This window comes from Salinisphaera sp. PC39 (assembly GCF_040361335.1).
Taxonomy (GTDB): Bacteria; Pseudomonadota; Gammaproteobacteria; order Nevskiales; family Salinisphaeraceae; genus APNM01.
In genome coordinates, this window is the sequence record NZ_APNM01000001.1 from 425664 (window position 1) to 447597 (window position 21934).

A 21934-nucleotide genomic window follows, 5' to 3' on the forward strand; every position below is an offset into this window, starting at 1 on the left:
TGACTGTTTCCCGGACCTCTGTGCCCCTGTGTCTCTGTGGTTAATCGGTTTTACCAATTATCCGCGTCGAAGGCCGCCTCGATCCACTCCAGCCGTTCGCCCGGTCCGACGGCGACCACGTCGAAGCGTACGCCGCGGTCGCCCAGCGCCGGGTGCGCGAGCAGGAACAGGCGCGCCGCGGCAATGATACGGCGTCGCTTGGCGGCGTTCACGGTGGCCGCCGGATCACCGTAGTCGGTGCGGTTGCGATAACGGACCTCGACGATCACGACTTCGTCGCCGTCGTCCAGCACCAGGTCCAGTTCGCCCTGCCGGCATTGGAAATTGCGCGCCAGGCAGGTCAAGCCCCGCTCGCGGGCGGCCGCCAGGGCCCGGTTCTCGGCCGCGCGCCCGCGACGCTGGCGCCAGGTCCTCATAATGCCCGCCGTCCTAGCGCTCGCCGTCGGCGGCGCCGACATCCTCCACCACGGGCTCGGGCATCGGCTCCGGGCGACCGCGCACGAAGCGGGCCCAGTCGAGCGCGCGGTGGATCTCGCCGTCCGGCTGCAGGAACAGCTCGCCGGTGTCGCCGTCGAGCAGTCGCCCGGTCTCCAGGTCGCCGCGGCGGATGCGCGCCTGCAGTGCCCAGGCGTCGTGGCCGAGGGCGAACAGGCGCAGGTAGCGGTCGGCCGCGTCCGGCCACAGTTCCCGTATGCGTTCGCGGCGTTCGGCGATGTCGCCCTCGCGGGCGAGCGCCCAGGGCATGTCGGCGAACATCAGCCCGTCCAGGTCGCTGTCCCGCGCGGGATCGATCTTGCCGGTGAAGACATGGGAGGTCGCCAGCACCGGCAGCCGCATGGCCCGGTAGAAGCGTAGCTGGGTGCGGATCAGTCGGGCCTCGGCCGGCTGCGCCGCGATGAAGATGAAATCGGCGTCCTGACGTCGGCCGCGCTCGATGGGGTCGCCGTTCTCGTCGGTCTCCGGCGGCGTGTCGTCGTCGTCCTTTTCGGTATCGTCTTCGGGAACGCCGCGGTATTTCAGCAGGGTCTTGATGGGGCCGGCGTGGTCCTGGTCGCGCGGGTCGTAGGTGGCGTAATCCACCATTTCGCCGCCCATGTAGTAGAGGGCGTCCCGGAAGGCTGACAGCACGCGGTCGCCCCAGTCGCTGTCGGGCACCAGGGCCAGGCCGCGGCGCAGGCCCATGTTGATGGCGCGCTCGGCCACCGCCTCCGCCTCGTCCTCGGGGGCGAGGCCGAACTGGTAGAAGCCGGGGTAGCCGCTGTCGGTCTCGGTGTAGTTGAGCGCGAGTATCGGCATGGGCGGCGTGTCCTCGTTCTCGCCCCCGTTCTCGCCGCTGCCGCGCTCCAGCGTGCGCAGTTCGGCGACGTGATTCTTGTCCAGGGGGCCGACGAGGAGGCCGACGCCGTCGCCGCGCGCCCGCTCCACCAACGCCCTCATGTCGGCCACGGCGTTGGTATCGTAGATGTGGAGTCTGGGCCGTGGCTGGCCGCTGGCGTAGTAGGCTGCGAGGAACCCGTCGCGTACCGCCGCCGCCGGATCGGCGAAGCGGCCGGTGAGGGGCAGCGCGAGGCCGATGCCGCGGCCGTCGCCCGCGGCGATGCCGGTGCCGGGCGCGATCGGGTCGTAGTCGAAGCGTTCGGGCAGGATCGTGCGTCCCGCCGGATGACCGGGGAAGCGCCGTTCCCAGTCGATCAGGGCATCCTCCAGGGCCGCGCGGTCGGTACGCACGCGGGCGCCGATGCGGGCCAGGGCGACCCAGCCGCGGGTGGTGTCGTCCACCCGGTCGAGGGCGTCGAGCCGGGCGTCCTCGGGCAGACGGGCCCGCAGTATCCGCCAGATGCGCTCGTCGTTGGCGCGGGCCTGCTCCGGCTCCAGCAGCCAGATATCACGTTGCACCAGGGCGTGAACCGCCTCCACCACGCGATCCTGGGCCAGGAGCAGTTGCGAGCGCAGTAGCCAGGTCCGCGCCGCGACCGCCGGCGGTGTGCCGCTTTCGGGAATCGGCACGAGCTGCAGCGCGCGCGGCGGCGGCAGATCGGCGATGCGCGCCTCGGTGCGGGCCAGTCTCAGGCGGGCGCGCTGCGTGTCGTCCAGCGAGTCCGTATTGACCCGATCGAGATGATCGTTGGCGGTCGCCGCGTCCCCGGCCCGGGCCGCCGCCTCGCCGGCGGCGAGGTAAAGCCGGTCGCGTTCCGCGCCCCGGGCGTCCTCCGCCGCCCGGGCGTAGAGCCGCGCGGCCTCGCTGTATTCGCCTTGCGCGGCCCGTGCCGCCGCGCGGTCGGCGGTGGGCACCTCCGGTGCGGGTGCCGGGGTGACGGGCACCCGGGCGCAGCCGGCCGCGAACAGGAGCAGGGCGAGGGCGAGCGCCAGGGGGGCGCGCGCTTGGACGGGGCGGATGGCGATCATGCGTCTCCGATGTCTGGTCCGGTCTCGGGTCTGGTCCGGGCGCGGATACCGGCCCGCCGGCGACCGTGCCGACACGGCCGCCGTCAGCGTATAGCATAGCGTACCGTCGTATCCGACCGTTCCGGGAGACACATGGTGCAAGGCGGAGGCGTCCTTCACATCGTGGCCACGCCCATCGGCAATCTGGGGGACCTGGCGCCACGCGTGCGCGACACCCTGGCGGGCGTCGATCTGATCGCGGCCGAGGACACCCGGCGTTGCGCGCAGTTGCTCGGCCACCTGGGCATCGCGGGCGTCCCGGCCGTGTCGCTGCACGAGCACAATGAAAGCGAGCGGGTGCCGGAGATCATCGAACGTCTGCGCACGGGGGGCGAGGTCGCCCTGGTCAGCGACGCCGGCACGCCGCTGGTCAGCGATCCCGGCTTCCTGCTCGTCCGTGCCGCGCGTGAAGCGGGCCTGACGGTGCGCGTCGTGCCGGGACCCTGTGCCGCCGTGGCCGCCCTCGCGGTCTCGGGGTTGCCGCCGGACCGGTTCGTGTTCGAGGGATTCCTGCCGTCGCGCGCCACGGCGCGTCGGCGCCGGCTCGGGGAATTGGCGGTCGAGACCCGGACGCTGGTGCTGTACGAGTCCAGCCACCGCATCGCGGATACGGTGGCGGACATCGCCGCGACCCTCGGTGGCGATCGTTCGGTCTGTCTCGCCCGCGAGTTGACCAAGTTGCATGAGGAGAGCGTGACCCTGACGGCCGCCGGATTGGGCGAGTGGCTGGCGGCGGACGACAACCGCCACCGCGGGGAGTTCGTGCTGGTGGTGGGCGGCACCGAAACCCCGCCGGCCCGTTACGAGGTGGATCTCGACCGCCTGCTCAGCGTGCTGCTCGAACATATGCCGGCCAAAGCCGTGGCTCGTACCGCCGCCGAACTCATCGGCGTGGCCCGCAACGAAGCCTACGAACGTATATTGAAAATCAAAGAAGGCAACCACAGAGGCGCAGAGGGCACGGAGTGAAGAGCAAATTGCTCCTTGTCTTACCTCTGTGTTCTCCGTGCCTCTGTGGTTCCTTTATAATGACAATCGAGCCGACCGGACGGTCGCTGCCCCGCATCGCGGGACGGAGGAAAGTCCGGGCTCCACAGGGCAGGGTGCCAGGTAACCCCTGGGCGGCGTGAGCCGACGGAAAGTGCCACAGAAAACATACCGCCGATGGCCCGAAAGGGCACAGGCAAGGGTGAAAAGGTGCGGTAAGAGCGCACCGCGCGGCCGGCAACGGTTCGCGGCACGGTAAACCCCACCCGGAGCAAGACCGAATAGGGGAGCGATCGTGTGGCCCGCACGGCTCCCGGGTAGGTCGCTACAGGCGTCCGGTGACGGGCGTCGCAGAGGAATGACCGTCCTCGACAGAACCCGGCTTACAGGTCGGCTCTCCTTTTGTCACCGTGATTGGTGATTCGTGATTGGTGATTGGGACGAGCCGTCTGGCCGTCCCAGTCGCCGGTCCGGGTGGGTGTCCCACTTCTCACCACCGGCCCCTGTCCGGTGCGAGCCCCGCTTCTAATCTTCCGCGTCAGAAACATCTCCTAAGCAACTGTATTCGTTGGCAAACGCGACTTCTCAGGCGTGGCCTGGGTTGCTGTCGTAAGCGTTTGTTTTGGCGGGGCTTTTGCCTGAACTGGTCGCGTTTCTTTCCTTGACATTGCGAGACAGCGGTGCCTATAGTGGCGCATCGGGGAAAAAAGTGGGTTAAAGTGGCAAGCAGCCAGAGGAGCCCGAGGTGTTCAGGGGTTCGCATTCGGTCACCATAGACGCCAAGGGTCGCTTCGCGATCCCGTCGGCGTACCGGCAGGCGTTGGTCGACGCCTGCGGTGGCCGTATGGTCGTCACCCAGCACTGGGACGGCTGCCTTCTGGTCTATCCCCAGGACCGCTTCCAGGCCTTCGAGCGCGAGCTGCTCAGCAAGGGCGGCCTGAACAGCCAGGTCCGCAATATCCAACGCTTCTTCCTCGGCAACGCGCGCGACATCGAGATGGACCGTCAGGGACGGCTATTGCTGCCGGCCAACCTGAGGGGGTTCGCGCGCCTGGACACGCGCGCCGTCCTGGCCGGCATGGGACACCTGTTCGAGCTCTGGAACGAGGACGACTGGCAGGCCAGCACCGCCGACATCGGCGACAGTCTGGCCGCCCAGGCCGCGGCGGACGAGCTGCCGGACACGCTGAAGGATCTCCAGCTGTGAACCCGGCGCGTCGCGACACCTCTATTTATTAGGTACGGCAGCAAATGCGGGCGAGGGCAGTGAAGCAGACCGAACACAAGCCGGTCCTGCTGGATGCGGCGATGGCGGGCCTGGCGATCAGGCCCGACGGCGTTTACGTGGACGCCACTTTCGGCCGCGGCGGGCACAGCGCGGCCATACTGTCGTGCCTGGGGCCGGGCGGCCGGCTGCTCGCCTTCGACAAGGACCCCGAGGCCGGTGACGCGGCCCGCGCCACCCTGGGCGACGATCCACGGTTCAGTTTTCATCGCGCCAGCTTCGCCCGCCTCGGCGAGGTCCTGGCCGAGGCCGACCTGGCCGGCCGTGTCGACGGGATTCTCATGGACCTGGGCGTCTCCTCGCCGCAACTCGACGCCGCCCGGCGCGGCTTTTCGTTCAGCCGCGAGGGGCCCCTGGACATGCGGATGGATCCCTCGGCCGGCGAGAGCGCCGCCGAATGGCTGGCGGTCGCCGGCCACGGCGAGATCGCACGCGTGCTCAAGCGCTACGGCGAAGAGCCGCTGGCCGGCCGCATCGCGGGCGCCATCGTGGATGCCCGCGAGCGGGCCCCGATCGAGACCACCGCGCGGCTCGCCGAGATCATCGCTTCCGCGGTGCCGGCCCGTGTCGCCGCCGGTTCGCGCATCCATCCCGCCACCCGCAGCTTTCAGGCCCTGCGTATCCACATCAACCGCGAGCTGGAAGACCTGAGCGAGGCGCTGGCGCAATGCCTGCCGGCCCTGGCGCCGGGCGGGCGCCTGGTGGTAATCAGTTTCCATTCGCTGGAGGACCGCATCGTCAAGCGGTTCATGCGCGACGCCGCGCACCCCGAGCCGCCGCCGCTGCCCATGGCCGAGCCGACGCCGCCGGCCCTGCGCCTGATCGGTAAGCCGCACCGCGCCGGGGCGGACGAGATCGCCGAGAACCCGCGGGCACGCAGCGCGATCCTGCGCGTGGCCGAGCGCACGGCCGGGGAGGGCACATGAGCCGGCGGGCGCTGCTGATCCTGGCGCTGGTGGCGGCCGACCTGGTCGCCGCCCTGGCGGTGGTGCAGGCCAAGCACCGCGCGCGCGAGCTCCAGCACGAACTCCAGGTGCTGCGGGTCGAACGCGACCGGCTGAAGACCGAGTGGGCCCAGTTGCAGCTCGAGGAGAGCGCCTGGGCCAACCCCGACCGGATCGCGCGCATCGCGCACGAGCGGCTCGACATGCACCGGCCGCGGCAGTACGCGGTCCTGGGAGACACGCGGTGAGCCGGCGCCGGCGCCCCAATGTCCGCTTGGAACCGCCGCCGCCGTGGCGCGCCCGGGCCGTGCTCGCGGTCTTCGGCGTGTTCGCCGTCGTGCTGGGCGCGCGGGCGTTCGACCTGCAGGTGCTCGACCGGCAGTTCCTGGTCGAGGAGGGCACCAAACGCCATGTGCGTACCGTCGACGTGCCCGCCGGGCGCGGCGCGATCCGCGACCGTCGCGGCGAGCCGCTCGCCCTGTCGGCGCCGACGGAATCGGTCTGGGCGGTGCCCTCCGCGGTCCTGGAGGCCCCGGAGCGCCTGTCGGCGCTGGCCGGACGGCTGGAGACGGGCGTCGCCGATCTGCGCGAGAAACTCAACCGGCACCGGGATCGTCAGTTCCTTTACCTGCGTCGGCAGCTCAGCCCCGCGCAGGCGCGGCATGTCATGGATCTCGACATGCCCGGCATCTTCCTGCAACGCGAATACCGACGTTATTACCCGGCGGGCGAGGCCGCGGCCCAGCTCGTGGGATTGACGGATATCGACGGTCGCGGCCAGGAGGGGCTGGAACTGGCCCTGGACGAGAGCCTGCACGGTGAGTCCGGCAGTCGCCGCGTGATCAAGGATCGCCTCGGCCGGGTGGTCGAGGACCTGGCGCAATTCACGCCGCCCCAGGCCGGGCGCGACATCCGCCTGACGGTGGATCTGCGGCTGCAGTACCTAGCCTACCGCGAACTCAAGGCCGCGGTCACGCAGAACGAGGCCAAGGCCGGTGTGGTGGTGATGCTCGACCCCGCCTCGGGCGAGGTGTTGGCGATGGCCTCCTATCCCAGTTTCAACCCCAACAGCCGCAGCTCGATCCCGACGGGCGGGCTGCGCAACCGGGCCGTGACCGATATCTTCGAGCCCGGCTCGACCATCAAGCCGTTGATGATCGCGCGTGCGTTGGACAGCGGCGTCTTCTCCACCGCCAGCACCATCGACACCGAGGGCGGCAGCTTCCGCGTGGGCCGGCTCACGGTCCGCGATTTCCGCGACTACGGCGACGTCGATTTTGCCCGCTTGCTGGCCAAATCCAGCAATGTCGGCGCCGCCAAGGTCGGTCTCGAGCTGGGCGCGGAGGCGCTCTGGGAGGCTTACCGCGACTTCGGTCTGGGCGACATGACCGGCATCGGGTTCCCCGGCGAGCGCTACGGGGTGCTGCGCGATTTCTACCAGTGGGGCGATATCGCCACGGCCACCGCGGCCTACGGTTACGGGGTATCGGTCACGGCGCTGCAGTTGACGCGCGCCTACGCCGCGATCGCCGCGGACGGTCGTCTACATCCCCTGAGCCTGGTCGCCACGGACATCGACGCAGCCGGTCCCGACCTGCGGGAACGCCAGGTGGTCGACCCGGCCACCGCGCGCACGGTGCGCGATCTGCTGCGCGGCGTGGTCGCCCCCGAGGGCACGGCGACGCGCGCGGACGTGGCGGGGTACGACATCGCCGGCAAGACCGGCACCGTCCGCAAGGTCGACGCCGACGGCTACGACCACAAACGCCACCAGGCCCTGTTCGTGGGCATGGCCCCGGCCGACGAGCCGCGGCTCGTGACCCTGGTGATGATCGACGAGCCGCGCGACGGCGATTACTACGGCGGTGCCGTGGCGGCGCCGGTGTTCGCGCGGATCATGCGCGACGCCCTTCGGACCCTGCGGGTGCCGCCGTCCGAGCCGGCCATGCTCACGGCCGACGCCGGCCGGGAGGAAGCGTCGTGACCCTGGCGGAAGCGAACGTGGCGCCACGCCCCCTGGACGCGCTCCTGGCGGGCATGACGGCATCGCCGGTGCCGGACACGCCGGTGTCGGGCGTGGCCGCCGACAGCCGCCGCGTGCGGCCGGGCTACCTGTTCCTGGCGCGGCCGGGCGACGCGAATCATGGTCTGGCGTTCGCGGAGGAAGCCGTTTCCCGTGGCGCGGCCGCGGTGATCTGGGACGGTGAACCGGACGATCCCCGCGCGGCCTTGTCCGTGCCGACGGTGCGCGTGCCCGATCTAGCGCACCGCTGCGGCGAGATCGCCGCCCGTTTCCATGGACACCCCTCGCGCGCGCTGGCCGTGACGGGGGTGACCGGTACCGACGGCAAGACCTCCTGTGCCCATATCCTGGCCCAGGCCCTGGACCTGACCGGACACCGCTGCGGCTATCTCGGCACGCTCGGCTACGGCACGCTCGCGGATCTGACGCCCGCCGCGCATACCACGCCCGACGCCGTGGAACTCCAGGACTGGCTCGCGCGGATGGTCGCCGCCGACCTGGATTCGGCGGCGATCGAGGTCTCGTCGCACGCCCTCGAGCAGGGCCGGGTTGACGGCGTCGCCTTCGATGTCGCCGTGCTCACCCAGATCGGCCGCGACCACCTGGATTATCACGGCAGCCCGGCGGCGTATGCCGCCGCGAAGCGCCGCCTGTTCGAGATGCCGGGCCTGGGCACGGCCGTGCTCAACGCCGACGATGCCCACGGCCGCGCCTGGCTGGAGACCCTGCCGGCGGGTGTGTCCGTGGTGGCCTACGGGCTCGATCCGGCGGCGGTCCCGGCCGGCTGCCGGCGTGTGGTCGCGCGCGAGGTCCTGGCACAGCCCAACGGCCTGTCGCTGGACATCACCGGCGACTGGGGCGAGCTCCGCATCCACAGCCGACTGATCGGCCGGTTCAATGCCTACAACCTCCTGGCCGCCGCGGCCGTGCTGCTGGTTCGGGAGATCGAGCCGGCCGCCGCGGTGGCCGCGCTGGATGGCGTCGGGACCGTGCCGGGGCGCATGGAGATCGTCAGCGGCGGTATGGGCCGGCCGCTGGTCGTGGTCGACTACGCCCACACCGCGGGGGCGCTGGAGCAGGCGCTGCTGGCGGTGGCCGAGCACTGCCGCGGCCGCCTGATCTGCGTGTTCGGCTGCGGCGGCGAGCGCGACCGCGGCAAACGCCCGTTGATGGCCGCGGCGGCGGCCCGCCACGCCGACGCCATCTGGGTCACGGACGACAATCCGCGCGGCGAGGCACCCGAGGCCATCGTCGCCGATATCCGCTCCGGGTTTCCCGCGGCGGCGCCGGTGACCGTGGAGCACGACCGCGCCCGCGCCATCGCCTCGGCGATCGCCGAGGCGCGCGACGGCGATGCCGTGCTCATCGCCGGCAAGGGCCACGAGACGTTCCAGATCGTGGCCGGCCAGCGCCGGCCTTTCGACGACCGCGCCGCGGCGCGCCAGGCACTGGAGGCGGCATGAACGCCCGTCTCGCACAACTGGCCTCGGTGGTCGAGGGGCGTCTCCAGGGCGGCGACGCCACGTTCACCGGCGTGTCCACCGATACCCGCGGCCTGGCGCCCGGCGATCTCTACGTGGCCTTGCGCGGTGAACGTTTCGACGGTCACGAGTTCGTGGCGCGGGCCGCCTCGCTGGGCGCCGCCGGCGCCCTGGTCGAGCGGCCGCAGGATGTCGCCCTGCCGCAGATCGTGGTCGGCGACACCCTCGCGGCCCTGCAGCGTTACGCCGCCGCCTGGCGGCTGCGTTTCCGCGGGCCGGTGATCGGGGTGACCGGCAGCAACGGCAAGACCACCGTCAAGGAGATGATCGCCGCGATCCTGCGGGGGGTGGGCCCGGTCCTGGTCACGCGAGGCAACCTGAACAACCACATCGGGGTGCCCCTGACCCTGCTCCGCATCGACGACGAGCACGCCCACGCCGTGATCGAGATGGGCGCCAGCGGTCCCGGCGAGATCGCGTTGCTGACGCGATTGGCACGGCCCAATGTGGGCGTGATCACCAACGCCGGGCCGGCCCACCTGGAAGGGTTCGGTTCCCTGGACGGCGTGGCCCGGGCCAAGGGCGAGCTGTTCGCCGACCTGGCGGCCGACGGCGTCGCCGTGATCAATGCCGACGATCCCCGCAGCCCGGTCTGGTACGAGCTGGCCGGCGACCGGCGGCGCGTCACCTTCGGCCTGGAGGCCGGGGCCGACGTGCGCGCCCGCGCGATCGAGAGCGACGGCGGCGTGACCCGCTTCATGTTGATCACGCCCGCCGGCGAGGCCGCCGTGGAGCTGCCGCTGGCCGGTCGCCACAACGTGCTCAACGCCCTGGCGGCGGCGGCCGTCGCCACCGCCCTGGAACTGGATCCGGCCCGTATCGCCGCCGGTCTCACCGGCGTCGCCGGTGTCGCCGGCCGGCTGCAGTCGCGCCCCGCGTCGGTGCCCGGTGTGAGTCTCATCGACGACAGCTATAACGCGAACCCGGCCTCCCTGGCCGCCGCCGTGTCCTGGCTGGTGGCCCAGTCCGGCGATGCCTGGGTGGCCCTGGGCGACATGGCCGAACTGGGTGACGGCGCCGAGGCGGCACATGCCGAGGCCGGCCGCGCCGCGCGTGCCGCCGGCGTGACGCGGCTGTTCGCGGTGGGGCCCCTGTCGCGCCACGCCGTCGAGGGGTTCGGCGACGGCGCTACGCATTACGACGATCAGGAATCCTTGATCGCGGCGCTGCGGGAGGCGCTGACGCCCGGCGTGAACCTGCTGGTCAAGGGATCGCGCTCGGCGCGCATGGATCGGGTCGCGCAGGCGTTCGCCGCCGGCGAGGACGGAGGGAGGGACGCGCCATGCTGATGCATCTCGCCGAATGGCTGGAACAGTTCCACAGTGGTTTCCGCGTGTTCCAGTTCCTGACCTTCCGGGCGATCCTGGGCGTGCTCACGGCCATGATCTTCTCGTTCGTGTTCGGTCCCTGGATGATCCGGCGGCTGACGTTCCACCAGATCGGCCAGCAGATCCGGCAGGACGGCCCGCAGAGCCACCTGGTGAAGGCCGGGACGCCGACCATGGGCGGCGCCCTGATCATCGCCGCCGTGGTGGTGGCCACGCTGCTGTGGGCGGACCTGGCCAACCGCTATGTCTGGATCGCGCTGCTGGTCACCACGGCCTTCGGCACCATCGGGTTCATCGACGACTACCGCAAGCTCAAGTACGGCAACAGCAAGGGGCTGTCGGCGCGGAACAAGTTGTTCTGGCAGACCCTGGTGGGCCTGACGGCCGCCGTCTGGGTCTACCTGAGTGCCGAGTCGACCGCCGAGACCGGCGTGCTCATCCCCATGCTCAAGGATGTGGTGGTGCCGCTGGGCGCGGGCTACATCCTCTGGGCCTACCTGGTCGTGGTGGGCGCCAGCAACGCGGTGAATCTGACCGACGGCCTGGACGGCCTGGCGATCATGCCTTGTGTGCTGGTCGGCTCGGCGCTGGGCATTTTCGCCTATGTCACCGGGCATGCCGAGTTTTCGGCCTATCTCGGCTTCCACTTTGTGCACGGCGTCGGCGAGCTGGCGATCTTCTGCACCGCGATCGGCGGCGCCGGTCTCGGCTTCCTCTGGTTCAACACCTATCCGGCGCAGGTGTTCATGGGCGACGTCGGGGCGCTGGCGCTGGGCGCCGCGCTGGGCATCGTCGCCGTGATCGTGCGCCAGGAACTCGTGCTTCTGGTGATGGGCGGCGTGTTCGTGGCCGAGACCGTGTCGGTGATGCTCCAGGTGGCCACCTACAAGCTCACCGGCCGCCGCATGTTCCGGATGGCCCCGCTGCACCACCACTTCGAACTCAAGGGCTGGGCGGAGCCCAAGATCATCGTCCGCTTCTGGATCATCACCCTGGTTCTGGTCCTGATCGGCCTGTCGACGTTGAAGATACGATGAGCAGGCAGCAAGTTACAGGTTACGGGTTACAGGTTACAGGGCCGGTGCTGGTGGTCGGCCTTGGGGCCACAGGTTTGTCCGTGGCGCGTTATCTGGCGCGCAAGGGCGTGCCGTTTGCGGTGACGGACAGTCGGGATCAGCCGCCGAAAATGAAGGGATTGGCGGCATTCGGCGATGTGCCGCGCCGTTTCGGCGGATTCGCATCGCCGCTGCCGCTGGGGGAAATCGCCGAGGCGGTGGTCTCACCCGGCATTTCGTTGCAGGAACCCTTTATCCGTGAGCTGCAGAGTGCCGGCATCCCCGTGGTCGGTGATATCGAACTCTTCGCCCGCGAACTCGGTCACCGGGCGATGGACTCGGATACGGAATCGCCTTCCGAATCACCCATCACCCATCAGCAATCACGTCTGATTGCCATCACAGGTTCCAACGGCAAGTCCACCGTGACCGCCCTGGTCGGCGCCATGACCGAGGCGGCGGGCCTGCGGGTCGCCGTGGGCGGCAACTTCGGTACCCCCGCGCTCGACCTGCTGGACGACGATATCGAGCTTTACGTGCTGGAGCTGTCGAGTTTCCAGCTCGAGCTCACGGACTCCCTGCGGCCCACGGCCGCGGTCGTGCTCAACGTCAGCCCCGACCATATCGATCGCCACGGCAGCCTGGACCGCTACGCCGATCTCAAGGCGCGGGCGTTCCGGGGCGCCGGCACCGCCGTGGTCAACGTCGACGATCCCCGGGTCGCGGCCATGGCGACCGGCGATGCCGCCGTGGTGCGGTTCAGCACCGCTGGGGAGGCCGATTGGCATCTGCGCGAGGACGCGGACGGGACGATCCGATTGTGCGCCGGCGATGAGCCGCTGTGCCGCGCCGACGAGCTCAAGCTCCGGGGTCGCCACAACCTGGGCAATGCCCTGGCCGCGCTGGCCGTGGGCGAGGCCGCGGGTCTGCCGCGACTCGCGATGCTCGCGGCCCTGCGCGAGTTCCCGGGGCTGCCGCACCGTTGCCGCTGGGTGGCGCGCGTGAACGAGGTCGATTACGTCGACGACTCCAAGGGCACCAACGTCGGTGCCATGCTCGCCTCGCTGGAAGGTGTTGCCGGCCCGATCGTGCTGCTGGCCGGCGGCGAGGCCAAGGGCGGCGATTTCGCGCCGGTGCGGCCGGTGATGGCGGCCAAGGGGCGTGCCGCCGTCCTGTTCGGGACGGACGCCGGCCGGATCGAGGCGGTGCTGTCGGGCGTGGTGCCCATGCACCGCGCGGCCAACATGGACGAGGCGGTGCGCACCGCCGCCGACGCGGCCCGGCCCGGCGACACGGTCCTGCTGTCGCCCGGCTGCGCCAGCTTCGACATGTTTCGGGACTACCGCGAGCGCGGCGAACGCTTCGCCGCGGCGGTCGGGAGGTTGTCGGCATGATCGGCGCCGCGTCCCTCAAATTGCCGCCGGCGCGGCCGGACCTCGGACTGAGCGTGGCGGTGGCGGTGTTGCTGCTGATCGGACTGGTCATGGTGGCCTCGTCCTCGGTGGCCGTGGCCGACCGCGCCACCGGCGAACCGCTGTATTACTTCTACCGGCAGGCGGTCTACGCGCTGTTGGGGCTGGGTGCGGGTTTCGTGGTGCTACACCTGCCGCTGCGCCTCTGGCAGGCCAACAGCGTGCCGTTGCTGGGCGCGGGCCTGGCCCTGTTGGTGTTGGTGCTGATCCCCGGTATCGGCCGCGAGGTCAACGGCGCCCGGCGCTGGATCGACCTGGGGCCGGCGATGCTGCAGGCCTCGGAGCCGGCGCGGTTGTGCGTGCTGTTGTACCTGGCCGGCTACGCCGTGCGCCGCCAGGTCGAGCTGCGGACGACCCTGGGCGGTCTGGTCCGGCCGATCCTGCCGGTGCTGCTGGCGAGCCTGTTGCTGCTGCTGGAGCCGGACTACGGCGCCGTGGCGGTGCTGGTGGCGGTCTCCGGCATTCTTCTGTTCCTGGCCGGGGCCCGGCTGTCACACCTGCTGATGCTGGGCGGTGGCGCGGTCGGCATGCTGATGGTCGCGGCCCTGTCCTCGCCCTACCGGGTGGCGCGGCTGGTGAGCTTCACCGATCCCTGGGCGCATCCCTACGCGAGCGGCTTCCAGCTCACCCAGGCGCTGATCGCCATCGGGCGCGGCGAGTTCGCCGGAGTGGGGCTGGGCAACTCGGTGCAAAAGCTGCTTTACCTGCCCGAGACCCACACCGATTTCCTGTTCGCGATCCTGGCCGAGGAGTTCGGGCTCATCGGTTCGCTCGCCGTGATCGCGTTGTTCGCGCTGGTGCTCTGGCGCGGCTTCGCGGTGGCCGGCCGCGCCGGCGCGGCCGGCCTCTGGTTCGGGGCCTACCTGGCCTACGGCATCGTGAGCTGGCTGGCCCTGCAAGCGTTCGTGAACATCGCCGTGAACATGGGGCTGCTGCCGACCAAGGGTCTGACCCTGCCCTTGATGAGCTATGGCGGCTCCAGCCTGCTGACGACCTGCGTGTTGGTGGCCTTGCTGCTGCGGGTGGACCTGGAGGCGCGCGCCGCCGCGCCGGGGAGGCGACGGTGAGCGCGCCGAGGATCCTGATCATGGCGGGTGGCACGGGTGGCCACGTCTACCCGGCGTTGGCCGTGGCTGCGGAATTGAAGAACCGCGGCGCCGAAGTGGTGTGGATGGGCACCCAGGCGGGTTTGGAGGCCCGCGTGGTGCCGGCCGCCGGCTATCCGATGGAATGGATCGGTATCGCCGGCCTGCGGGGCAAGGGCTGGGTCTCCTGGCTGACGGCACCCTGGCGGCTGCTTCGGGCCTTGGCCCAGGCGCTGGGCATCGTGCGCCGTACCGCGCCGCGCGCCGTGCTCGGCATGGGCGGCTTTGCCTCCGGGCCCGGCGGTCTGGCGTCCCGGCTGCTGCGACGGCCGCTGGTGATCCACGAGCAGAACGCCGTCGCCGGTCTGACCAACCGCCTGCTGGCACGGATGGCCGTGACCGTGTTGGAGGCGTTCCCGAATACGTTCCCGGCCGCGCGCGGCGCCCGCTGCGTGGGCAATCCGGTGCGCGCGGACATTCTGGCGCTGCCGGGCCCGCGCGAGCGGCTGGCGGGTCGCGAAGGGCCCGTGCGGTTGCTGGTACTGGGCGGCAGCGGCGGCGCGCTGGCGATCAACGAGATGGTGCCGGCGGCGCTGGCGCGTCTGCCGGCGGCAACCCGTCCGGAAGTCCGGCACCAGGCCGGCCGCACCCTGGAGGCGGCGCAGGCCGCCTACCGCGAGCACGGCGTCGCCGGCGACGTGACCGCCTATATCGAGGACATGGCCGCGGCCTATGCCTGGGCCGATCTGGTCGTATGCCGCTCCGGCGCCCTCACCGTCGCCGAGCTGGCGGCGGCCGGGCTGGGCGCCTTGCTGATCCCGTATCCGTATGCGGTGGACGATCACCAGCGGATCAACGGCGAATATCTGACCCGGCGCGGCGCCGCCGAGCTGATTCCGCAATCGGCGTTGGACGCCCGGCGCCTCGCGGATCGTTTGGCCGAGCTGTGTGCCGACCGGGCCCGCCTCTGCGAGATGGCCGAGGCCGCGCGCGGCGCCGCCTGGACCGATGCGACGCGGGAGATCGCGGACGCTTGCATGGCCGCGGCATGTCCTCGGGGGATTCCGTCATGACCGGCGCCGAGCAGAACTTCCTGCCCATGAGCCAGCGGCCCATGCGGCGTGTGCAGCGGGTGCACTTCGTGGGCATCGGCGGTGTCGGCATGGCCGGTATCGCCGAGGTGTTGCTGAACCTCGGCTATACCGTGTCCGGCACCGACATCAAGGAGGGCGCCGCGACCCGCCGGCTGACCGAGCTGGGGGCGACGATCCACATCGGACACGCCGCGAAGCACGCCGCGGGCGCGGACGTGGTGGTCACCTCGTCCGCGGTCGGCGAGGACAACCCGGAGGTGGTGGCCGCCCACGAGCGGCTGGTGCCGGTGGTGCCGCGTGCCGAGATGCTGGCCGAGCTGATGCGCTTCCGCTACGGCATCGCGGTCGCGGGCACGCACGGCAAGACCACCACCACCAGCCTGGTGGCGGCGCTGCTCGCCGAGGGCGGGCTGGACCCGACCTTCATCGTCGGCGGCAAGGTCCTGGGCGCCGGTACCAACGCCCGCCTGGGCGAGGGGCCGTACCTGGTGGCGGAGGCCGACGAGTCGGACGCCTCGTTCCTGTTCCTGACGCCGATGCTGGCGATCGTCACCAACATCGATGCCGACCACCTGGAGGCCTATGGCGGCGACTTCGCCCGCCTCAAGGACACCTTCGTGGAGTTCATCCACCACCTGCCGTTCTACGGTCTGGCGGTGCTGTGCGTGGACGACCCCGTGGTGCGCGAGATCCTGCCGCGGGTCGGTCGGCCGGTGCTGACCTACGGCGTGGAGACCGACGCCGATCTCTGGGCCGAGAAGCTGGAACCGGTCGGCGCCGGTACCCGCTTCACCCTGCGCACCAAGGACAGCCAGCAGGGCTGGACCGTGCACCTGGCGTTGCCGGGGCGCCACAACGTGCTGAACGCACTGGCGGCCGCCGCGGTGGCGCGCGAGCTGGGCGTGGAGATGGGCGCCATCCAGGCGGCGTTGTCCTCGTTCGCGGGGATCGGCCGCCGCTGCGAGGTCCACGGCGAGCTGGACCTGGACGGCAAGCGCTGCCTGCTGGTGGACGATTACGGCCACCACCCGCGCGAGATCGCCAACATCGTGGCCGCGGTGCGCGGCGCCTGGCCGGACCGCCGCCTGCTGGTGGTGTTCCAGCCGCATCGCTACAGCCGCACCCGCGACCTGTTCGAGGATTTCTGCCGCGTGCTGGCGGACCTGGACACGCTGGTGCTGTGCGAGGTCTACGCCGCCGGCGAGACGCCGGTGGCCAACGCCGACGGGCGCGCGCTGGCCCGCGGCGTGCGCGCCCGCGGCGGAGTGAATCCGGTGTTCCTGTCCGATCTCGCGGAGTTGCCGGCGTTGCTTGCCGACATCGCGGGAGACGGGGACGTGGTGCTGACACTGGGGGCCGGCGACATCGGCCAGGCCGCCGCCGAGCTGGCCCGCAACAGGGGAGTGACGGACGAATGAACGCGCCGCGGGTGGACAATCCGCAAGACTTCGGCCGCGTGGCCGTGCTCATGGGCGGCTGGGCCGCCGAGCGCGAGGTCTCGCTGGTGAGCGGCGAGGCGGTGCTGGCCGGTCTGCGCCGACGGGGCGTCGACGCCCACGGCGTGGATATCGATCGCGCCCGTCTGCTGGGGCTGAAGGGCGAGGGCTTCGACCGCGCCTGGGTGGCCCTGCACGGCGCCGGCGGCGAGGACGGCGTGGCCCAGGCGGTCCTGGAAGTGCTCGGTCTGCCCTATACCGGCAGCGGCGTGCTGGCCTCGGCGCTGGCGATGGACAAGGCCCGCTGCAAGGCGGTCTGGGCGTCGCAGGGGATTCCCACGCCGGCGCATCGCTACCTGGTGCCGGACATGGATTTCGAGGCGGTGGCCGGCGATCTCGGGCTGCCGCTGTTCGTGAAGCCGGCACACGAGGGGTCGTCGCTGGGGATGACCCGGGTGGATGCGGCCGGCGACCTGGCGGCCGCCTATCGGGCGGCGGCGGTCTACGACCGCGAGGTCCTGGCCGAGCGCTTCATCGACGGGCCCGAATACACCGCCTCGATCCTGGACGGCCGGGTGCTGCCCCTGTTGCGCATCGAGGTCGAGAGCGGCTTCTACGACTATCACGCCAAGTACGAATCGGACACCACCCGCTACCACTGCCCCTGCGGGCTGCCGCCCGAACGCGAATCGGAATTGGCGGCGCTGTCGCTGCGTGCCTTCGAGACCGCCGGCGCGCACGGCTGGGGGCGGGTGGATTTCATGATGGACGGCGAGGGCCAGCCCTGGTTCCTGGAGCTGAACACGGTGCCGGGCATGACTTCGCACAGCCTGGTGCCGATGGCGGCGGCCGCCGCCGGCATCGATTTCGACGAACTGGTCTGGCGCATCCTCGCGACCACGCTGGCAACCCGGGAGGACGGCCATGAAGCGGCATAGCCCGGATATCCGGCGGCTGTGGCCGGTGCCGGCGGCGCTCCTGCTGCTCGGACTCGCGGCCTGCACCTGGCAGGGCTTGCGCCAGCACGACGAGGGGCCGCGCCGCCTGTACGTCGCCGGCGAGCTGTCGCACGTGTCCGACCGCGCCGTGGTCGAGGCCGCCCGGCCGCATCTCGGCGCCGACTTCTTTGACCTCGACCTGGACGCGATCCGGGACGCGGTCGCCGCCGAGCCCTGGCTGGCCGTGGTGCAGGTGCACCGGCGCTGGCCGGACGGGCTCGTGATCCGGGTGCGCGAGCACCGGCCTGTCGCCCTCTGGGGCGAGGACGCGGTGCTGGCCGCGGACGGCAGCCTGTTCGTGCCGCGCGGTCCGCGGCCCGAGGGCCTGCCGCGATTGGTCGGCCCCGAGGGCAGCCAGGCGCGGCTGCGCGCGCGCCTGCCGGAACTGCGGGAGATCCTCGCGCCGGCCGGGCACGGGGTCGCGGCCCTCGGCCTGGATCCGCGCGGCGCCTGGCGACTGGAACTGGACAACGGCCTGGAGCTGCGCCTGGGCCGCACCGACATCGAGACCCGCGTGCGCCGTTTCGTCGAGCACGCCGCGCCGGCCCTGGGCGAGCGGCTGCAACGGGCGGCCTATGTGGACATGCGCTACGGCGACGGATTCGCGGTCGGCGGATTGCGCGACACGGATACCGATCGGGAGAGCGAGAATGAGCAAGCGGCCTGAGAAGAACCTGATCGTGGGCCTGGACATCGGCACGTCCAAGGTGGCGTGCATCGTGGCCGAGATCGGCGAGGACGGCGATCTCGAGATCATCGGCCTGGGCAGCCACCCGTCCCGCGGCATGAAGAAGGGGATGGTGGTCAATATCGAGTCGACCACCAACGCCATCCGCCGCGCCGTCGAGGAGGCCGAGCTGATGGCCGGCTGCCGGGTGCAGTCGGTGCACTGCGGGATTTCCGGCGCCCACGTGAAAAGCCTCAACTCGCACGGCATCGTCGCCGTGCGCAGCAAGGAGGTCACGGAGGCCGACATCGACCGGGTGATCGACGCCGCCTGCGCGGTCGCGATCCCCGCCGACCAGAAGATCCTGCACGTCCTGCCGCAGGAGTTCGCGGTGGACGACAACGAGGGAATCCAGGAGCCCGTCGGCATGTCCGGCGTGCGGCTGGAGGCCAAGGTGCACATGGTCACCGGGGCCGTGACGTCGGCGCAGAACATCCAGAAATGCGTCGCCCGCTGCGGCCTGGAGGTCTCCAAGCTGTCGCTGGAGCAGCTCGCCTCCGCGGAGGCGGTGCTGGCCGACGACGAGAAGGATCTGGGCGTGTGCCTGGTGGACATCGGCGGCGGCACCTCGGACATCGCGGTGTTCGTCAACGGTGCCATCCGCCACACCGCGGTCATTCCGATCGCCGGGGATCAGGTCACCAACGACATCGCGGTGGCCCTGCGCACGCCCACCCAACACGCCGAGGGGATCAAGACCCGGTACGGCTGCGCCCTGCCGGAATTGATCGAGGAGGACGACGCCATCGAGGTGCCCAGCGTGGGCGACCGCCCGCCGCGGCGGCTGTCGCGCTACACCCTGGCGGAAGTGATCAAGCCCCGCTACGAGGAGCTGTTCGTGCTGATCCACAAGGAACTGGTACGCAGCGGCTTCGACGAGGTGCTGGCCGGGGGCGTGGTGCTTACCGGCGGCTCCGCGAAGATGGAGGGATTGATCGACCTCGCCGAGGAGGTCTTCCACATGCCCGTCCGTCTGGGTGTGCCGCAGCACGCCCAAGGGCTGACCGATGTCGTCAAGAACCCCATCCACGCCACGGGCGTGGGTCTGCTGCTGTTCGGGCAGAAATCGATTCCCGGCGGCAGTCTCGGCCGGACCGACAACAGTTTTCAGCAGGTCTGGCAACGCATGAAGGCTTGGTTTCAAGGCAATTTCTGATTTTTGACAGTCCGGGCGACCGGACCAAGCACGGCAAGTAGGAGGTGTGTCATGGGCGAAGTATTCGAATTCGCTGACGAAAGGACCGACAAGGCGGTCATCAAGGTGATCGGCGTCGGTGGCGGCGGTAGTAACACCGTCGATCAGATGGTCACCGCCGGCATCGAGGGCGTGGACTTCATCTGCGCCAACACCGATGCGCAGCACTTGGAGGGTTGCAAGGCGGACACGCTGGTGCAGCTCGGCGTGAACGTGACCCGGGGCCTGGGCGCCGGTGCGGACCCCGTGGTCGGCCGGCAGGCCGCCGAGGAGGACCGCGACCGCATCCGCGAGGCCATCGAGGGTGCGGACATGCTGTTCATCACCTGCGGCATGGGCGGCGGCACCGGTACCGGCGCGGCGCCGGTGGTGGCCGAGATCGCCCGCGAGCTGGACATCCTGACCCTGGCGGTGGTCACCAAGCCGTTCCCGTTCGAGCGGGGCAAGCGCATGGAGGTCGCCAAGAATGGCATCCAGGAGTTGCAGGAATACGTGGACTCGCTGATCGTGATCCCGAACGAGAAGCTGCTCACGGTGCTGGGCAAGGGCACGTCCCTGAAGTCCGCGTTCAAGGCCGCCAACGATGTGCTGCAGAACGCGGTCCAGGGCATCTCCGACCTGATCACCCGTCCGGGCCTGATCAACGTCGACTTCGCCGACGTGCGCAAGGTGATGTCGGTGCAGGGCATGGCGATGATGGGCCGGGCCACGGCCGTGGGCGACGACCGTGCCCGCGAGGCCGCGGAGGCCGCCCTGTCGAGCCCGCTGCTGGACGACCTGAACCTGCACGGCGCCGAGGGCCTGCTGGTCAACGTCACCGGCGACGAGAACCTCAGCATCAACGAGTTCCAGCTCGTCAACGAGGTGGTCATGGAGATGACCTCCGAGAACGCCGAGGTGATCGTGGGCACGGCCGTCGATCACGACCTGGGCGACGAGCTCTGCGTCACCGTGGTGGCAACCGGCCTGGGCCGGCAGCCGGAGCTGGCGCGCGAGTCCGTGCGCAAGCTGCAGCCGGACGCCAGCGGCCAGATGCGCTACGAGGACCTGGACAAGCCCACGGTGATCCGCCGGGCGCCGCGGCAGCGTGCCGACGAGAACGCGGCCGTGGACCTGGATTACCTGGACGTGCCCGCGTTCCTCCGCAACCAGGCGGACTGAACGCCGGTGTCGGCCGCCCGTCGGAGGGATGGCGACAGCCGCCGTGCGCTGTCGCCATTCGGGGCAGGTTTGTGTGCTAAACTGTTGCGCTTAATGAATTGTTCACTGCAACAATTTCTGCACGCACGCCCCTGTTCAGCGGGCGTTAATGGGGCAGGCTAGAGTATTGGCGCTAACGGTGACGGTTTCATGACACGTCGCCGCTCGCTGACTTGAGGGAAGGTGCGGAATGCTGAGACAACGAACGCTGAAGAATCCGATCCGTGCCACCGGGGTGGGACTGCATACCGGCCACAAGGTCTACATGACCCTGCGGCCCGCGCCGGCGGACCACGGCATCGTGTTCCGTCGCACCGACTTGTCTCCCGCGGTGGAGTTGAAGGGCGACGCGATGAAGGTCGGCGAAACCACGCTGGCCACGACCCTGGTGCAGGACGACGTCCGGGTCTCCACCGTGGAGCACCTGCTGTCGGCGATGGCCGGCCTGGGCATCGACAACGCCGTGGTCGAGCTTTCGGCCGACGAGGTGCCGATCATGGACGGCAGCGCCGGCCCGTTCGTGTTCCTGATCCAGTCGGCCGGCATCCAGGAGCTGGACGCACCTAAGCGGTTCATCCGTATCCGCCAGCCGGTGCAGGTCGCCGATGAAGACAAGTGGGCCCGTTTCGATCCCTACGACGGCTTCAAGGTCAGCTTCGGCATCGACTTCAACCACCCGGCCTTCGACGCGGATACCCAGACCGCGAGCGTCGACTTCTCGACCACCTCCTTCGTGAAGGAAGTCTCGCGGGCACGCACCTTCGGTTTCATGCGCGATATCGAGTTCCTGCGCTCGCACAACCTGGCGCGGGGCGGCAGCATGGATAACGCCGTGGTGCTGGACGACTATCGGGTGCTCAACGCCGACGGCCTGCGTTACGACAACGAGTTCGTGCGCCACAAGATCCTGGACGCCATCGGCGATCTCTACCTGCTGGGCCACGGCCTGATCGGCAGCTTTTCCGGCTACAAGTCGGGGCACGCGCTCAACAACAAGCTGCTGCGCGCGCTCATGGCCGAGCCGGATGCCTGGGAAGAGGTCACCTTCGACGATGTCGAGACCGCGCCCATCGCCTACGCCAACGCGCGGCCGGTCACCGCGGCCTGATAGATCCCCCT

General features: G+C 70.3%; 19 protein-coding genes and 1 other RNA gene. 18 read left to right on the plus strand and 2 right to left on the minus strand.

Annotated features, from left to right (window positions below):
* Positions 1–50: 50 nt before the first annotated feature.
* Both PC39_RS02015 and PC39_RS02020 read right to left on the minus strand, forming a co-directional pair.
* Entirely contained in the window at positions 51–416 is a 366-nt protein-coding gene (locus tag PC39_RS02015; RefSeq protein ID WP_353251689.1) for a YraN family protein, read from the minus strand.
* Between the two features lie 13 nt (positions 417–429).
* On the minus strand, positions 430–2406 hold the full coding sequence (locus PC39_RS02020) for a penicillin-binding protein activator (RefSeq protein WP_353251690.1): 1977 nt from the start codon (positions 2404–2406) through the stop codon (positions 430–432).
* Between the two features lie 132 nt (positions 2407–2538).
* On the opposite strand from PC39_RS02020, the gene rsmI reads away from it, so the two are divergent.
* From rsmI to lpxC, 18 genes are all read left to right on the plus strand, one after another.
* A complete protein-coding gene (rsmI, locus tag PC39_RS02025) occupies positions 2539–3414 on the plus strand; it encodes a 16S rRNA (cytidine(1402)-2'-O)-methyltransferase (RefSeq protein WP_502950832.1) in 876 nt (291 codons plus the stop codon).
* 67 nt (positions 3415–3481) lie between these two features.
* Positions 3482–3834, plus strand: an RNA gene (gene rnpB / locus PC39_RS02030) — RNase P RNA component class A.
* A 343-nt stretch (positions 3835–4177) separates the two neighbouring features.
* Positions 4178–4639 carry a division/cell wall cluster transcriptional repressor MraZ gene (gene mraZ / locus PC39_RS02035; RefSeq protein ID WP_353251691.1) on the plus strand — a complete coding sequence of 154 codons (462 nt, stop codon included), beginning with the start codon at positions 4178–4180 and terminating at the stop codon, positions 4637–4639.
* 59 nt (positions 4640–4698) lie between these two features.
* Positions 4699–5643 carry a 16S rRNA (cytosine(1402)-N(4))-methyltransferase RsmH gene (rsmH, locus tag PC39_RS02040; protein ID WP_353251692.1) on the plus strand — a complete coding sequence of 315 codons (945 nt, stop codon included), beginning with the start codon at positions 4699–4701 and terminating at the stop codon, positions 5641–5643.
* Positions 5640–5909: a cell division protein FtsL gene (gene ftsL / locus PC39_RS02045; RefSeq protein ID WP_353251693.1), complete on the plus strand. Its 270-nt coding sequence runs from the start codon at positions 5640–5642 to the stop codon at positions 5907–5909. The genes rsmH and ftsL overlap by 4 nt, the downstream gene beginning before the upstream one ends.
* A complete protein-coding gene (locus PC39_RS02050; RefSeq protein WP_353251694.1) occupies positions 5906–7645 on the plus strand; it encodes a peptidoglycan D,D-transpeptidase FtsI family protein in 1740 nt (579 codons plus the stop codon). Before ftsL ends, PC39_RS02050 begins: the two co-directional genes overlap by 4 nt.
* Entirely contained in the window at positions 7642–9147 is a 1506-nt protein-coding gene (locus PC39_RS02055) for a UDP-N-acetylmuramoyl-L-alanyl-D-glutamate--2,6-diaminopimelate ligase (protein WP_353251695.1), read from the plus strand. Before PC39_RS02050 ends, PC39_RS02055 begins: the two co-directional genes overlap by 4 nt.
* Positions 9144–10514 (plus strand): UDP-N-acetylmuramoyl-tripeptide--D-alanyl-D-alanine ligase, encoded by a 1371-nt coding sequence (locus PC39_RS02060; protein ID WP_353251696.1) that lies wholly within the window; start codon positions 9144–9146, stop codon positions 10512–10514. Before PC39_RS02055 ends, PC39_RS02060 begins: the two co-directional genes overlap by 4 nt.
* Positions 10508–11590 (plus strand): phospho-N-acetylmuramoyl-pentapeptide-transferase, encoded by a 1083-nt coding sequence (mraY, locus tag PC39_RS02065; protein ID WP_353251697.1) that lies wholly within the window; start codon positions 10508–10510, stop codon positions 11588–11590. The genes PC39_RS02060 and mraY overlap by 7 nt, the downstream gene beginning before the upstream one ends.
* A complete protein-coding gene (murD, locus tag PC39_RS02070) occupies positions 11587–13002 on the plus strand; it encodes a UDP-N-acetylmuramoyl-L-alanine--D-glutamate ligase (RefSeq protein WP_353251698.1) in 1416 nt (471 codons plus the stop codon). Before mraY ends, murD begins: the two co-directional genes overlap by 4 nt.
* Positions 12999–14147: a putative lipid II flippase FtsW gene (gene ftsW, locus PC39_RS02075; protein WP_353251699.1), complete on the plus strand. Its 1149-nt coding sequence runs from the start codon at positions 12999–13001 to the stop codon at positions 14145–14147. Before murD ends, ftsW begins: the two co-directional genes overlap by 4 nt.
* Complete coding sequence (murG, locus tag PC39_RS02080) at positions 14144–15238, plus strand: undecaprenyldiphospho-muramoylpentapeptide beta-N-acetylglucosaminyltransferase (RefSeq protein ID WP_353251700.1); 1095 nt, start codon at positions 14144–14146, stop codon at positions 15236–15238. Before ftsW ends, murG begins: the two co-directional genes overlap by 4 nt.
* A complete protein-coding gene (murC, locus tag PC39_RS02085) occupies positions 15235–16677 on the plus strand; it encodes a UDP-N-acetylmuramate--L-alanine ligase (RefSeq protein ID WP_353251701.1) in 1443 nt (480 codons plus the stop codon). Before murG ends, murC begins: the two co-directional genes overlap by 4 nt.
* Positions 16674–17633, plus strand: a complete 960-nt coding sequence (locus tag PC39_RS02090) for a D-alanine--D-alanine ligase (RefSeq protein ID WP_353251702.1) — start codon at positions 16674–16676, stop codon at positions 17631–17633. Before murC ends, PC39_RS02090 begins: the two co-directional genes overlap by 4 nt.
* Positions 17620–18360, plus strand: a complete 741-nt coding sequence (locus PC39_RS02095) for a cell division protein FtsQ/DivIB (protein ID WP_353251703.1) — start codon at positions 17620–17622, stop codon at positions 18358–18360. Before PC39_RS02090 ends, PC39_RS02095 begins: the two co-directional genes overlap by 14 nt.
* Positions 18344–19576, plus strand: coding sequence for a cell division protein FtsA (ftsA, locus tag PC39_RS02100; RefSeq protein WP_353251704.1), 1233 nt, complete (start codon positions 18344–18346; stop codon positions 19574–19576). Before PC39_RS02095 ends, ftsA begins: the two co-directional genes overlap by 17 nt.
* Before the next feature lie 51 nt (positions 19577–19627).
* On the plus strand, positions 19628–20776 hold the full coding sequence (ftsZ, locus tag PC39_RS02105; RefSeq protein WP_353251705.1) for a cell division protein FtsZ: 1149 nt from the start codon (positions 19628–19630) through the stop codon (positions 20774–20776).
* A 229-nt stretch (positions 20777–21005) separates the two neighbouring features.
* Complete coding sequence (lpxC, locus tag PC39_RS02110) at positions 21006–21923, plus strand: UDP-3-O-acyl-N-acetylglucosamine deacetylase (protein WP_353251706.1); 918 nt, start codon at positions 21006–21008, stop codon at positions 21921–21923.
* Positions 21924–21934 lie beyond the last annotated feature (11 nt).

Coding starts and splice junctions, on each gene's coding strand:
- PC39_RS02020 (WP_353251690.1), bottom strand. CDS start 2,406: ATGATCGCCATCCGCCCCGTCCAAGCGCGCGCCCCCCTGGCGCTCGCC.
- ftsA (WP_353251704.1), top strand. CDS start 18,344: ATGAGCAAGCGGCCTGAGAAGAACCTGATCGTGGGCCTGGACATCGGC.
- murC (WP_353251701.1), top strand. CDS start 15,235: ATGACCGGCGCCGAGCAGAACTTCCTGCCCATGAGCCAGCGGCCCATG.
- ftsL (WP_353251693.1), top strand. CDS start 5,640: ATGAGCCGGCGGGCGCTGCTGATCCTGGCGCTGGTGGCGGCCGACCTG.
- PC39_RS02090 (WP_353251702.1), top strand. CDS start 16,674: ATGAACGCGCCGCGGGTGGACAATCCGCAAGACTTCGGCCGCGTGGCC.
- mraY (WP_353251697.1), top strand. CDS start 10,508: ATGCTGATGCATCTCGCCGAATGGCTGGAACAGTTCCACAGTGGTTTC.
- murD (WP_353251698.1), top strand. CDS start 11,587: ATGAGCAGGCAGCAAGTTACAGGTTACGGGTTACAGGTTACAGGGCCG.
- rsmI (WP_502950832.1), top strand. CDS start 2,539: ATGGTGCAAGGCGGAGGCGTCCTTCACATCGTGGCCACGCCCATCGGC.
- ftsZ (WP_353251705.1), top strand. CDS start 19,628: ATGGGCGAAGTATTCGAATTCGCTGACGAAAGGACCGACAAGGCGGTC.
- ftsW (WP_353251699.1), top strand. CDS start 12,999: ATGATCGGCGCCGCGTCCCTCAAATTGCCGCCGGCGCGGCCGGACCTC.
- PC39_RS02060 (WP_353251696.1), top strand. CDS start 9,144: ATGAACGCCCGTCTCGCACAACTGGCCTCGGTGGTCGAGGGGCGTCTC.
- lpxC (WP_353251706.1), top strand. CDS start 21,006: ATGCTGAGACAACGAACGCTGAAGAATCCGATCCGTGCCACCGGGGTG.
- PC39_RS02015 (WP_353251689.1), bottom strand. CDS start 416: ATGAGGACCTGGCGCCAGCGTCGCGGGCGCGCGGCCGAGAACCGGGCC.
- PC39_RS02095 (WP_353251703.1), top strand. CDS start 17,620: ATGAAGCGGCATAGCCCGGATATCCGGCGGCTGTGGCCGGTGCCGGCG.